At 46.0% G+C, this 12784-nt stretch carries 13 protein-coding genes; 3 read left to right on the top strand and 10 right to left on the bottom strand.

The features are described from left to right. Positions 1 to 3: 3 nt before the first annotated feature. A complete protein-coding gene (gene ilvA, locus AWH66_RS25105; protein ID WP_063604570.1) occupies positions 4 to 1542 on the top strand; it encodes a threonine ammonia-lyase, biosynthetic in 1539 nt (512 codons plus the stop codon). Positions 1543 to 1573: 31 nt separating this feature from the next. Here the strand turns inward: ilvA and punR are convergent, their stop codons facing one another. Next, a complete protein-coding gene (gene punR / locus AWH66_RS25100; RefSeq protein ID WP_063604569.1) occupies positions 1574 to 2473 on the bottom strand; it encodes a DNA-binding transcriptional activator PunR in 900 nt (299 codons plus the stop codon). Positions 2474 to 2610: 137 nt separating this feature from the next. On the opposite strand from punR, the gene punC reads away from it, so the two are divergent. Beyond that, the gene (punC, locus tag AWH66_RS25095; RefSeq protein ID WP_063604568.1) at positions 2611 to 3816 is read left to right on the top strand and encodes a purine nucleoside transporter PunC; all 1206 of its coding nucleotides are present in this window, start codon (positions 2611 to 2613) and stop codon (positions 3814 to 3816) included. A 38-nt stretch (positions 3817 to 3854) separates the two neighbouring features. Here punC and AWH66_RS25090 read toward each other — a convergent pair whose 3' ends face one another. Beyond that, positions 3855 to 4631 carry a transporter substrate-binding domain-containing protein gene (locus AWH66_RS25090; RefSeq protein WP_063604567.1) on the bottom strand — a complete coding sequence of 259 codons (777 nt, stop codon included), beginning with the start codon at positions 4629 to 4631 and terminating at the stop codon, positions 3855 to 3857. A 92-nt stretch (positions 4632 to 4723) separates the two neighbouring features. Here AWH66_RS25090 and AWH66_RS25085 point away from each other — a divergent pair, with 92 nt between their 5' ends. Beyond that, positions 4724 to 5467: an amino acid ABC transporter permease gene (locus AWH66_RS25085; RefSeq protein WP_063604566.1), complete on the top strand. Its 744-nt coding sequence runs from the start codon at positions 4724 to 4726 to the stop codon at positions 5465 to 5467. A 58-nt stretch (positions 5468 to 5525) separates the two neighbouring features. Here AWH66_RS25085 and glmU read toward each other — a convergent pair whose 3' ends face one another. The 8 genes from glmU to atpE all read right to left on the bottom strand — a co-directional run bounded on the left by glmU (position 5526) and on the right by atpE (position 12738). After that, positions 5526 to 6887, bottom strand: coding sequence for a bifunctional UDP-N-acetylglucosamine diphosphorylase/glucosamine-1-phosphate N-acetyltransferase GlmU (glmU, locus tag AWH66_RS25080; RefSeq protein ID WP_063604565.1), 1362 nt, complete (start codon positions 6885 to 6887; stop codon positions 5526 to 5528). Between the two features lie 152 nt (positions 6888 to 7039). Then, positions 7040 to 7462: a F0F1 ATP synthase subunit epsilon gene (locus AWH66_RS25075; RefSeq protein WP_042478114.1), complete on the bottom strand. Its 423-nt coding sequence runs from the start codon at positions 7460 to 7462 to the stop codon at positions 7040 to 7042. An 18-nt stretch (positions 7463 to 7480) separates the two neighbouring features. Beyond that, positions 7481 to 8884, bottom strand: coding sequence for a F0F1 ATP synthase subunit beta (gene atpD, locus AWH66_RS25070; protein ID WP_063604564.1), 1404 nt, complete (start codon positions 8882 to 8884; stop codon positions 7481 to 7483). Between the two features lie 35 nt (positions 8885 to 8919). After that, a complete protein-coding gene (gene atpG / locus AWH66_RS25065; protein WP_063604563.1) occupies positions 8920 to 9786 on the bottom strand; it encodes a F0F1 ATP synthase subunit gamma in 867 nt (288 codons plus the stop codon). 41 nt (positions 9787 to 9827) lie between these two features. Further along, a complete protein-coding gene (atpA, locus tag AWH66_RS25060; protein WP_063604562.1) occupies positions 9828 to 11369 on the bottom strand; it encodes a F0F1 ATP synthase subunit alpha in 1542 nt (513 codons plus the stop codon). Positions 11370 to 11382: 13 nt separating this feature from the next. After that, on the bottom strand, positions 11383 to 11916 hold the full coding sequence (atpH, locus tag AWH66_RS25055; protein WP_063604561.1) for a F0F1 ATP synthase subunit delta: 534 nt from the start codon (positions 11914 to 11916) through the stop codon (positions 11383 to 11385). Between the two features lie 14 nt (positions 11917 to 11930). Beyond that, the gene (atpF, locus tag AWH66_RS25050) at positions 11931 to 12401 is read right to left on the bottom strand and encodes a F0F1 ATP synthase subunit B (RefSeq protein WP_006073063.1); all 471 of its coding nucleotides are present in this window, start codon (positions 12399 to 12401) and stop codon (positions 11931 to 11933) included. A gap of 82 nt (positions 12402 to 12483) precedes the next feature. Further along, positions 12484 to 12738 carry a F0F1 ATP synthase subunit C gene (gene atpE / locus AWH66_RS25045; protein WP_006073065.1) on the bottom strand — a complete coding sequence of 85 codons (255 nt, stop codon included), beginning with the start codon at positions 12736 to 12738 and terminating at the stop codon, positions 12484 to 12486. Positions 12739 to 12784 lie beyond the last annotated feature (46 nt).

The raw sequence follows: 12784 nt of genomic DNA, 5'->3' as shown, positions 1-12784 counted from the left end.
GCGATGAGTGCAGCAGATAATCATCCTGAGTCTGGCGCAGATTATCTGCGCCAGATACTCAGAGCACCAGTTTATGAAGTGGCGACCGTAACGCCACTTCAAGAAATGCCAAGATTGGCAGCACGCATCGGCAACCAAGTTCAAATCAAGCGTGAAGATCGCCAGCCTGTGCACTCGTTTAAATTGCGCGGTGCTTACAACATGGTGGCCAATCTAACTGATGAGCAAAAACGTGCAGGTGTAATTGCCGCCTCAGCGGGTAACCATGCTCAAGGCATGGCACTATCTGGCACGAAACTGGGCATCAATACCACCATTGTGATGCCTAAAACCACCCCAGATATCAAGGTTGAAGCGGTTCGTGGCTTTGGTGGTAACGTCGTTCTGCATGGCAGCAATTTTGATGAAGCCAAAGCCGAAGCACAGCGTCTGTCAGAAGAAAATGGCTACACCTTTGTGCCTCCTTTCGATCACCCATTGGTGATTGCGGGGCAAGGTACCATTGGTATGGAAATGCTGCAGCAAAATGGTCACCTCGATTATATTTTCGTCCCTGTTGGCGGTGGTGGTCTAGCTGCTGGCGTTGCGGTCTTGGTCAAACAACTGATGCCTGAGATAAAAGTCATTGCTGTTGAACCGGAAGACTCAGCCTGTCTTAAAGCTGCGATGGATGCCGGAGAGCCTGTGGTACTCGATCAGGTCAGTATGTTTGCAGATGGTGTTGCGGTAAAAATCATTGGTAATGAAACCTTCCGACTGTGCCAGAAATATATTGATGGCCACATTACGGTTTCTAGCGATGAAATCTGTGCCGCAGTGAAAGACATCTTTGAAGATACTCGCGCTATTGCCGAGCCATCAGGTGCACTAGCACTCGCGGGTCTGAAAAAATTTGCTGAGCAAAATCAACTGCAAGGTAAGCAGCTAGGGACTGTGCTTTCGGGTGCTAATACCAATTTCCACGGCTTGCGTTATGTCTCTGAACGTTGTGAACTCGGTGAAAAACGTGAGGGTATACTAGCGGTGACTATTCCAGAGCGCCAAGGCGCCTTCTTCGAGTTCTGCAATATTATTGGTGGTCGAGCGGTTACTGAGTTTAACTACCGATATAACGATGACAAATTGGCCAACATTTTCGTCGGCGTGCGTCTCGTAGGTGGTCAAGAAGAATTGGATGGCATCATTAGTGATCTCAGAGCGAGTGGATACCCTGTGGTTGATCTCTCTGATGATGAAATGGCAAAACTGCACATTCGCTATATGATTGGTGGCAGACCGTCAAAACAGCTTAAAGAACGCCTATATAGTTTTGAATTCCCAGAGTATCCCGGAGCGCTACTTAAGTTCTTAAGCACATTAGGGACGCATTGGAATATTAGCTTATTCAATTATCGTAACCAAGGCGCAGATTACGGGCGAGTTTTGTGTGGTTTTGAATTGGAAGACAGTGATTTGAATGAGTTCTCGGCTCATTTGAGAGAACTGGGCTACCAGTGCAAAGACGAGACCGATAATCCATCTTATAAGTTCTTTTTATCTTAATCAGAAAATGGGAAGCGGCTGCTTCCCATTTTTATTTCAACCAATCTCGATACAGCTGAGCTTCATCCCCTAAGTACTCCACCATCCAATCCAATAGATTATGATTATCGTGCTTTCTCCACACCAAGCAGCATTCACTTGGCGCTTGGGCGTCTTCGAGAGTCCGCTCCACCAGCATGCCATAGTCGATGAGTGGCTGGGCAATGTGCCTTGGCATATAACCAATGCCTACGTTCTTTTTCAAACACTCGATGGCGGTAAACCAATTGGGCAACAATAACCGTCGCTGTTGCGGGTAGTGCTCATTGTGACGCTTAGGTAACACTCGCGACGTGTCATCAATGCAAATAGCGGTAAATTGACTGACGAAATCTTCATCCAGTTGCGCCTGATGAGCACATGGATGCGAGGGCGACATTACCAGAGCCCAATCTAGGCTGCCTATCTTCTTAACGCCGTATTCACCACTGACAGGAATCGCACTGGTCGCGCCAATCACAATATCCGCTCGTTGCTGGGAAATAGCCTCCCAAGAGCCATTATAGACCTCCATATTGATCTGCAGCTCTGCGAACTCAAACTCTTGATAAAAATCTTCTATCAGGTCAGACAGCTTATCTACTCTAACCACATTATCTAAGGTCAGCTTCAAGCTACTTTGCCATCCGAGAGCTGTACGTCTTGTCTGGTGAGTAAGTTCATCCATTTTGCGCAGCATTTGCCGAGCTTCCACTATGAAGACTTCGCCGGCCGAGGTTAACTCAACCTTTCTTGGTAGCCGAGTAAACAGTTTTACTCCGAGTTCTTGCTCAATTTGTCGCACACTGTAGCTAATCGCTGAGGGCACTTTATGCAATACCTCAGCGGCAGCGCTAAAGCTTCCTAATCGAGCGACCACATCTAACATTTCTAATGATGAACGAGAATACATATTAGCTTTCAAAATTTTTGATAGATAACTACAAAATATAGCGTTTTATTTTTCAAAGATCCAAAAATAGAATAAACACCATCAGCAGTATGGGCTGGCGCCAATTCATTCCTGTGAAAATATTTCAAGGAATAACAATGAAAATAACCAAACTACAACTCATCTATCTTGCGACCTTATCCATGTTGGGCTTCATAGCTACCGATATGTATTTGCCTGCGTTTAAACTCATTGAGCAAGATTTTGCGACAGGACCAGAACAGATTGCTCTGTCATTGACGGTCTTTTTAGTCGGCATGGGGCTGGGTCAATTCCTATGGGGACTAGCCAGTGACCGTTTCGGGCACCGTAAAACCCTATTTGCAGGACTCGTTGTCTTTACGATTGCCTCGGTAGGCTTAGCGTGGAGCCAAGAAGTATGGCAACTGCTAGCTCTGCGTATGCTGCAAGCTATTGGAGTCTGTGCGCCGGCTGTAATTTGGCAATCTATGGTGATCGACAAGTTCGATAAAAGAGCCAGCCAACAGATATTTGCCACTATTATGCCTCTCGTCGCCCTGTCTCCGGCACTAGCACCTCAGCTTGGCGTGTTATTAACTGAATTATGGGGATGGCATAGCATCTTTGTTGTACTGGCAATCACTGGCGCTCTACTAGCCATGATCACCTTATCGATGAAAGATCATAAAAAAGCAGAGCGTAAACAATCATCTGTTGGTGCTGATCTTAAGAGTCTATTGGGATCACGTGAATACGTGGGCAACGTGATGTTGTTCTCAGTCGCTTCTGCAGCGTTCTTCGCCTATCTAACCGGTATGCCGGAGATTATGAGCCAGCTGGGCTATTCGGCAAAAGACATTGGTTTGAGCTTTATTCCACAAACCATCGCATTTATGCTCGGTGGCTTTATGGGCAAGAAGTTAGTGGCTAAGTTAGGTGATGACGCGGTATTGAAACAGCTACTAGGGCTGGAGACAGTCGCTATACTGTTGGTATTTGCTGCGTGTCAGTGGGAACTAACCAGCGTATGGCCAATTCTAGCGCCATTCTGCTTACTTGCAGTGGCTAATGGAGCACTGTATCCAATTGTTGTAAACCGAGCTCTATCAAGCGCACCACATTGTTCAGCAACTGCGGCAGGTCTACAAAATAGCTTACAGATTGGTATTAGTAGTTTAGCCAGTGCGCTAGTCGCTGCATTTGCCGTTGTCGCTCAATCAGCGGTTGGTTACGTGATTCTTGGCTGTTTAGCATTAATGTGGGTAGGTTATCTGATCGCAACACCAGCACTAACGGAAGAACTGACCATACCGGACAACTCGCGAGTTGTGAGCGACGAGTAATCAAAAATGGGTGACTAAGTCACCCATTTTTCTAAATATTAAAGACTTTTCAGCCCCCACTTTTTCGCAGTTTCTTCAAAGAAACCCTGCGTTTTTTTCAGCTCTACCCAATGATTCACATAGTTAATCCAAACTTGGTCACTTTGTGGTAACAGCATCGAAATCGGTGTCGGCTTGCGAGGTTCCTTAACAGGTACAATGGCAAGTTGCTTGAACTTGGTTACTAACGTTGCCGCTTCCACATTTGACGTCACAGACACATCGGCACGACGCGCGAGTAGTTCTTGGAAATCTCGAGCAGGAGCTTCAATCACAATGTGCTCAGCATCTGGGAAAAAGTCTTTCACCATTTTCTCTTGCACGGTACCGAGCGTGGCAGCCACCTTTACATCAGGTTTGTTAAAATCCGCCCAATCAGAAAATTTCTCTAGGTCTTTCTTTTGAACCACGGGGACAAATGCCAGATAGAAATAGGGCTGGCTATATCCGGCCACTTTAGCACGCGACATGTTAAGCGACGCACTGCCCGTCATATCGTATTTGTTGGCAGTAATGCCGTTTACTAACGTTTTCCAATCCGTTGCCACATACTCCACTTTAACACCAAGATCTTTTGCAAGTTCTGTCGTCACATCAATATCGAAACCACGATACGAATTGGTCGCAGGATCTTTCATGGTCATCGGGTTCCAGTCACCCGTTGTACCCACACGCAATACACCTGAATCTAAGATCTTCTGCAGACGACTGGTTTCAGCCGCTACCTGACCGATAGAAAGAAAAGTAATAATAAAACCCAGAATCCACTTCTTCATTGAATAGTCCCTAAAATTATTAAACATTAGTGGTACATCCTTGATAACATAGCAGTAACAGATGGATTTTTCAGGAATAATTAGGGACGATTGTGAGCTATCGATTACTTGCTGTTGTTTTGTGCCTACCACTATTAAGTGGCTGTTCTGAGTATGAATGGGGTTGGTATGTGCTTGATCCCTCTACTGAACAAGGAAAAACTAACCTCGCTTTCCTACTAGCGGGCTTCAAGGACACTATCTATGTGTCCTTGCTAAGTATGGTGTTTGCCATGCTCATAGGCCTGCTTGTTGCCTTTCCAGCCTTGTCACAGAAGCCTTGGCTGCGCGCTATTAATCGAGTCTATGTCGAAGTAATTCGCTCCATACCGGTTCTAGTTTTGTTACTTTGGGTGTACTACGGCATGCCCACGTTATTAGACATTTCTCTCAACCATTTTTGGGCAGGAGTGATAGCACTTACTATCGCGGAAAGTGCCTTTATGGCAGAAGTGTTCCGTGGCGGTATTCAGGCAGTGACTCGTGGTCAGCATGAAGCTGCTGAGTCACTCGGCCTCAATTATTGGCAGAAGATGCGACTGGTTATCTTACCGCAAGCCTTTCGTCAGATACTGCCACCACTAGGCAACCAGTTTGTCTATATCCTCAAAATGTCATCATTAGTGAGCGTTATCGGACTAAGTGACCTAACTAGACGCGCCAATGAGCTTGTTGTAAATGAGTACTTACCTTTAGAAATCTATACGTTTTTGGTACTCGAGTACTTAGTGTTAATCCTATTTGTATCACAAGCTGTACGCTGGCTAGAAAAGCGTATTGCTATTCCAAGCCACTAACAATAAGTATGAAGAGACAAAAAAAGGGCCTCAACGAGGCCCTTTCTAATGGAAGAGTTTACTTCTGTTTGGTTGGACGCTGCCATCCTGTGATTTTGCGCTCCTTTGCGCGAGTAATCACTAACTCACCTTCTGCTACGTCTTTGGTTAACGTGGTGCCCGCACCAATCGTCGCCCCATCAGCGATAGTAATAGGAGCAATCAGTTGACTGTCAGAGCCGACAAACACGTCATTGCCGATAACCGTCTTAAACTTATTTGCACCGTCGTAGTTGCAAGTAATAACACCGGCACCAACGTTAGTACGCTGGCCAATGTCGGCATCACCTAGGTAAGTTAAGTGATTAGCTTTCGAACCTTCACCTAGACGCGCATTTTTCACTTCAACAAAATTGCCAACGTGAGAGTCATTACGTAAATCCGCTCCAGGGCGTAAACGTGTAAATGGTCCAACAGTACACTCCTCACCAACTGTCGCACCTTCGATTACGCTGTAGGGACGCACCAGGGTGTTATCGTCGATTTCACAGTCTTTCAGTACACAACCTGCACCAATAACTACGTTATCACCAAGAGTTACACTTCCCTCGATGATGACATTGGTATCGATTTCTACATCCATACCACACTGTAGCTGACCACGAAGGTCAAAACGTGCAGGGTCGCGGAGCATAACCCCCTGCTCTAGTAGCTTCTGTGCTTGCATAGATTGGAATGCACGCTCTAGACGAGCCAGCTGAGCACGGTCGTTCACCCCTTCAACTTCAATAGGGTTTATTGGGTGCACGGCTTCTACTGCACGACCTTCATTGTGAGCGGCAGCAATCACGTCTGTCAGGTAGTACTCACCTTGCGCATTATCATTGCTTAGGCCGGACAACCAACGCTTAAGATCACCACCGGTTGCGACCATCACACCCGTATTAATCTCTTTAATCAGCTTTTGCTCTTCCGTGGCGTCTTTTTGCTCAACAATCGCAACAACAGGGCCATTCTTACGCACGATACGACCATAACCTATTGGGTTATCAAGAACGACAGTGAGTAAAGCGATACCACCTGTAGGTTGAGCATCTAATAGATTTTCAATGGTCTCTTCAGAGATAAGAGGCACATCACCGTAGAGAACTAGGACTTTTTCATCTTCCGCCAAATAGGAAGATGCCTGATCAACAGCATGACCTGTGCCTAACTGATCGGCTTGTAGAACCCAGTTAACCTTTTCTTGCTGCAAAGCTGATTGCATCATTTCACCACCATGACCATAAACAAGGTGGATATTCTTAGAACCTAAGCTTTCACAAGTATCGATGACATGCTTTACCATCGGCTTGCCAGCAAGTGTATGCAACACTTTTGGCTTATTGGAATACATGCGGGTTCCTTTCCCCGCTGCAAGAACAACTGCACTGAATTTCATTATTATCAAACCATTGACGTTAACTAAGCTAACGTCATTCTAGCTATGAATAACAATAGTGTTAAATAGATTGGGTAAATTTCTGATAAAAATTAAGCAAAAAGGCGACCCTTAGGTCGCCTTTTTCATCGCGGTTAGTCAGTTTACCTGAATTAACGACGTTTTTTTGTCAGTTCGATTACTCGAAGCTGAGCAATGGCTTTAGCCAGTTCACTGGCCGCTTGCGCGAAGTCCATGTCGCCATGCTGATTAGAAATCGATTCCTCAGCTTTGCGCTTGGCTTCTTCTGCCTTTGCTGCGTCTAGTTCCTCACCACGGATAGCTGTATCAGCCAGTACAGTAGCTGTACCAGGCTGAACTTCTACAATACCACCAGAGACATAAATGAACTCTTCGTGGCCGTGCTGTTTAACGATACGCACCATACCAGGCTGAATAGCGGTCAGCAGCGGTGTGTGACCATGGAAAATACCAAGTTCACCTTCGCTACCGGACACCTGGAACGTTTCTACGCGACCAGAGAAAAGCTTTTTCTCAGCGCTTACTACGTCTAGGTGAAAGGTTATTGCTGCCATATCGCCTCCTATTTAGCCTTATAGCTTCTTAGCATTCTCGATAGCATCGTCGATAGTACCGCAGTACATGAACGCTTGCTCTGGAATGTCATCGTAGTCACCAGCTAGTAGACCTTTGAAGCCACGTAGAGTCTCTTTAAGAGGTACGTAGATGCCTGGGTCGCCAGTAAATACTTCCGCTACGTGGTAAGGCTGAGTTAGAAAACGTTCAATCTTACGAGCACGAGATACAACTTGCTTATCTTCTTCAGATAGCTCGTCCATACCTAGAATCGCGATGATGTCTTTCAGCTCTTTATAACGTTGCAGTGTTTGCTGCACACCACGAGCAACCTCGTAGTGCTCTTGACCAACCACTAGAGGATCAAGCATACGAGATGTTGAATCTAGTGGGTCAATCGCTGGGTATAGACCCATAGCAGCGATGTTACGGTTAAGTACAACCGTTGCATCCAAGTGCGCGAACGTTGTTGCTGGAGACGGGTCAGTCAAGTCATCCGCAGGTACATATACCGCCTGTACGGACGTGATAGAACCAGTCTTAGTTGACGTGATACGCTCCTGTAGTACACCCATCTCTTCTGCAAGAGTTGGCTGGTAACCTACCGCAGATGGCATACGACCTAGAAGTGCCGATACCTCTGTACCTGCCAGTGTGTAACGGTAGATGTTATCAACGAACAGTAGTACGTCACGACCTTCGTCACGGAAACGTTCTGCCATTGTTAGACCAGTCAGAGCAACACGTAGACGGTTACCTGGTGGCTCGTTCATCTGACCGTAAACCATTGCTACTTTTGATTCTTCAGGGTTTTCAACGTTTACAACGCCTGCTTCCTGCATCTCAAAGTAGAAGTCGTTACCTTCACGAGTACGCTCACCTACACCCGCAAATACGGATAGGCCAGAGTGTTGTAGTGCGATGTTGTTGATAAGCTCCATCATGTTAACGGTCTTACCTACACCTGCACCACCGAATAGACCGATTTTACCACCCTTAGCGAATGGACAAACCAAGTCGATTACTTTAACACCCGTTTCTAGAAGAGCGACTTCGTTAGATTGCTCTTCGTAGCTTGGCGCTTCACGGTGAATCGCATAGCTTTCTTCTGCACCGATCTCACCACACTCGTCAATCGCATCACCAAGTACGTTCATGATACGACCAAGAGTCTTAGTACCTACTGGTACTGAGATTGGCGCGCCTGTGTTCTCTACTGTTACGCCACGACGTAAACCATCAGAGCTACCCATTACGATACAACGAACTACGCCACCGCCTAGCTGTTGTTGAACTTCAAGAACAAGACGCTCTTTAGAGTCCGTTACGTTTAGAGCATCGTATACACTTGGTACGTCGCTCTGTGGGAACTCTACGTCGACTACCGCACCGATGATCTGTACGATCTTACCTGTAGCCATCGTTAATCCTCTAATCTATTTCGTTTTACCTAAGCTTAAACCGCAGCTGCGCCGCCAACGATTTCTGATAGTTCTTGTGTGATAGCCGCTTGACGCGCCTTGTTGTACACAAGCTCTAGATCATCAATCAAGTTGGTCGCATTGTCCGTTGCAGCTTTCATTGCAATCATTCGAGCCGCTTGCTCACAAGCAAGGTTCTCTACCACACCTTGATACACTTGAGATTCGATATAACGAAGCAATAGTGCGTCTAGTAGTGGTTTTGGCTCAGGCTCATAAATGTAGCCCCATGAATGTTCGCGCTGCATCTCATCACTGTCAGATTTAGGCAGAGGTAGCAATTGATCGATCGTTGGTTCCTGAATCATAGTGTTCACAAAGTGGTTATACACTACGTACAGGCGATCCAATTCGCCTTCGTCATATTTCTTCAGCATCACACCAACCGTACCGATTAGGTCTTCCAGACTAGGCTCATCACCCAGACCAGATACCTGTGCCGCTACTTTTGCGCCGCTGTTATTAAAGAATGCTGTTGCTTTAGAGCCGATTACAGCCAGCTCAACTTCAGCACCCTTATCTTTCCAATCCTGCATCTCTAGGACAGCTTTTTTGAACAAGTTAATGTTCAAGCCACCACAAAGACCACGGTCGGTAGAAATAATGACATAACCAACACGCTTGGCTTCACGCTCTTCTAAGTACGGATGTTGGTACTCTAGGTTTGCGTTAGCCAAATGACCGATCACTTTACGCATAGTTTCAGCGTATGGACGAGAAGCTTCACGCGCGTCTTGCGAACGACGCATTTTTGAAGCTGCTACCATTTCCATCGCTTTCGTAATTTTCTGAGTGCTTTTCACACTACCGATTTTATTACGTATCTCTTTTGCGCCGGCCATCGTTACTCTCCATAAGTGGTGACCAGAAGGTCACCCACCAATTACCAAGTCTGAGTTGCTTTGAAATCGTCAGTCAGTTTCTTAAGCTGAGCTTCGATATCGTCGTTGTAAGCACCCGTAGTGTTGATCTCTTTAGCAAGATCAGCATATTGACTGTGAGCATACGATAGAAGCGCTGCTTCGAAGTCTAGAATCTTGTTGATTTCAACATCATCTAGGTAGCCGCGCTCAACAGCAAAGATAACTAGCGCTTGGTCAAATACAGACATAGGAGCGTATTGCTTCTGCTTCATTAGCTCTGTAACTTTTTGACCGTGGCTTAGCTGACGCTTAGTTGCATCATCTAGGTCAGATGAGAACTGTGCGAATGCCGCTAGTTCACGATAAGCCGCTAGTGCAGTACGGATACCGCCAGATAGCTTCTTAATGATCTTCGTCTGTGCTGAACCACCTACACGAGATACTGAGATACCTGGGTCAACCGCTGGGCGTACACCCGCGTTGAAGGCTTCAGTTTGTAGGAAGATCTGACCATCGGTAATCGAGATTACGTTCGTAGGTACGAATGCAGATACGTCACCCGCTTGAGTTTCAATGATAGGAAGAGCAGTCAAAGAACCGGTCTTGCCTTTCACTTCACCATTAGTGAAACGCTCTACGTACTCTTCGTTTACACGAGCTGCACGCTCTAGTAGACGTGAGTGGAGGTAGAATACGTCACCTGGGAATGCCTCACGGCCTGGTGGACGTTTAAGTAGTAGAGAGATCTGACGGTAAGCTACCGCTTGCTTAGATAGATCATCATAAACAATCAGAGCGTCTTCACCGCGGTCACGGAAGTACTCACCCATTGCACAACCAGAGTATGGCGCAAGATATTGCAGTGCAGCAGATTCAGATGCAGATGCTACAACAACGATAGTGTTTTGTAGTGCACCGTGCTCTTCCAGTTTACGCACAACGTTTGCGATTGTAGATGCCTTTTGGCCAATCGCTACGTAGATAGAGAAGATACCAGAGTCTTTCTGGTTGATGATTGCATCGATCGCCATCGCGGTTTTACCGATCTGACGGTCACCGATGATAAGCTCACGCTGACCACGACCGATTGGGATCATTGAGTCAACTGACTTATAACCAGTTTGTACTGGCTGATCAACCGATTTACGGTCGATTACACCAGGTGCAATCACTTCTACTGGTGACGTAAGCTTAGCTTCAATTGGACCTTTGCCATCAATTGGCTCACCTAGCGTGTTTACAACACGACCAAGCAGTTCCGGACCAACTGGTACTTCAAGAATACGACCAGTACCTGTTACTTTCATGCCTTCCTTAAGGTCAGCATATGGGCCCATTACTACTGCACCAACCGAGTCACGCTCAAGGTTAAGTGCTAGTGCATAACGGCCACCCGGTAATTCAATCATTTCACCTTGCATCACGTCCGCTAGGCCGTGAATGCGAATGATACCATCGCTTACCGATACGATAGTACCTTCATTACGAGCTTCACTCACAACATCGAAAGATTCGATACGCTGCTTGATTAGGTCGCTAATTTCTGTGGAATTAAGTTGCATGCTCCAATCCCCATCAAGACTGCATTGCTTCACTCAGGCGGTTCAAACGACCACGTGCTGAGTTATCAATTACAAGATCTCCGGCTCGAATAATAACCCCACCTAGTAGGGTCTCATCTACACTGCAATTCAGCTTAACTTTGCGTTCTAGACGCTTCTCAAGTTTGTCGCTGATCGCTGCAAGTTGCTCGTCGTTTAGAGATGACGCTGAAATCACTTCAACATCAATTTGTTTTTCTAGCTCTTTTTTGAAAGCTACAAACTCTTCTAACACATACGGCAAGGCTGCTAGTCGACCATTTTCAGCCATAACTTTAATCAAGTTTTGACCGAATTCATCAAACTGTTCACCACCAACGGCAATAAAGATATCAGCGACTTTTTTCGCTGTTACAGAACCAGATAACAGGTCTGCAATATCTTCATTCTTGGTAATTTCAGCGGCAAAAGTTAGCATTTCAACCCATTGGTCTAATGCTTGCTTTTCTACCGCAAAGTCAAATGCTGCTTTAGCATAGGGGCGTGCGATTGTAGTCAATTCAGACATATGCGCCCCTCGCCTTAAAGTTTCGCAGTAATATTGTCGAGAATATCTTTTTGCGCATCCTTATCGATACTACGCTCAAGAATCTTCTCAGCACCAGCTACAGCCAGAGTTGCAACTTGTTTGCGCAGCTCATCACGGGCACGGTTACGTTCAGCTTCAATTTCTGCTTCAGCTTGAGCAAGAATCTTTTGGCGTTCTGCCAAAGCTTCTTCACGAGCTTCATCAACAATTTGTGCTTTACGCTTGTTTGCCTGTTCAATGACCTCTGTTGCAGTGCGCTTCGCTTCCTTCATTTGGTCAGAAGCGTTGGCTTGTGCTAGATCCAAGTCTTTAGCAGCGCGCTCAGCGGCTACTAGACCGTCAGCAATTTTTTTCTGACGTTCTTCAATCGCATTCATGATTGGTGGCCATACATACTTCATGCAGAACCACACAAATAGTGCGAATGAGATTGCTTGACCTAGCAGAGTTGCGTTCATATTCACAACAGCTACCCCTCTAATGGTTCATTGACGAGCTAAAGTTTAATCAGGTGACAAGTCCGAAACTTGTCTGAGAAAAAGCTGATTAACCTAGCTGACCAACGAATGGGTTCGCGAATGTGAATAGCAGTGCGATAACAACACCGATCATAGGAACCGCATCAAGTAGACCTGCGATGATGAACATCTTAACTTGAAGCATCGGAGCCATTTCAGGTTGACGAGCCGCGCCTTCAAGGAATTTACCACCTAGAAGACCAAAACCGATCGCCGTACCAAATGCTGCCATACCGATAATGATACCTACGGCGATTGCAGAAAAGCTCAGTAAAGTTTCCATTACTATCTCCAATTTATAGTTGTTGGCTTAAATTTGCCCAAATAAA

The organism is Vibrio barjaei, from assembly GCF_001639065.2.
GTDB lineage: Bacteria > Pseudomonadota > Gammaproteobacteria > Enterobacterales > Vibrionaceae > Vibrio > Vibrio barjaei.
The sequence above is the reverse complement of the archived record's forward strand: the minus strand, read 5'-3'. Positions and strand labels throughout refer to the sequence as shown.

What these genes read in the sequence shown, in the direction of transcription:
- ilvA (WP_063604570.1), top strand. Translation starts at nt 4, where the DNA reads ATGAGTGCAGCAGATAATCATCCTGAGTCTGGCGCAGATTATCTGCGC.
- punR (WP_063604569.1), bottom strand. Translation starts at nt 2,473, where the DNA reads ATGTATTCTCGTTCATCATTAGAAATGTTAGATGTGGTCGCTCGATTA.
- punC (WP_063604568.1), top strand. Translation starts at nt 2,611, where the DNA reads ATGAAAATAACCAAACTACAACTCATCTATCTTGCGACCTTATCCATG.
- AWH66_RS25090 (WP_063604567.1), bottom strand. Translation starts at nt 4,631, where the DNA reads ATGAAGAAGTGGATTCTGGGTTTTATTATTACTTTTCTTTCTATCGGT.
- glmU (WP_063604565.1), bottom strand. Translation starts at nt 6,887, where the DNA reads ATGAAATTCAGTGCAGTTGTTCTTGCAGCGGGGAAAGGAACCCGCATG.
- AWH66_RS25075 (WP_042478114.1), bottom strand. Translation starts at nt 7,462, where the DNA reads ATGGCAGCAATAACCTTTCACCTAGACGTAGTAAGCGCTGAGAAAAAG.
- atpD (WP_063604564.1), bottom strand. Translation starts at nt 8,884, where the DNA reads ATGGCTACAGGTAAGATCGTACAGATCATCGGTGCGGTAGTCGACGTA.
- atpG (WP_063604563.1), bottom strand. Translation starts at nt 9,786, where the DNA reads ATGGCCGGCGCAAAAGAGATACGTAATAAAATCGGTAGTGTGAAAAGC.
- atpA (WP_063604562.1), bottom strand. Translation starts at nt 11,369, where the DNA reads ATGCAACTTAATTCCACAGAAATTAGCGACCTAATCAAGCAGCGTATC.
- atpH (WP_063604561.1), bottom strand. Translation starts at nt 11,916, where the DNA reads ATGTCTGAATTGACTACAATCGCACGCCCCTATGCTAAAGCAGCATTT.
- atpE (WP_006073065.1), bottom strand. Translation starts at nt 12,738, where the DNA reads ATGGAAACTTTACTGAGCTTTTCTGCAATCGCCGTAGGTATCATTATC.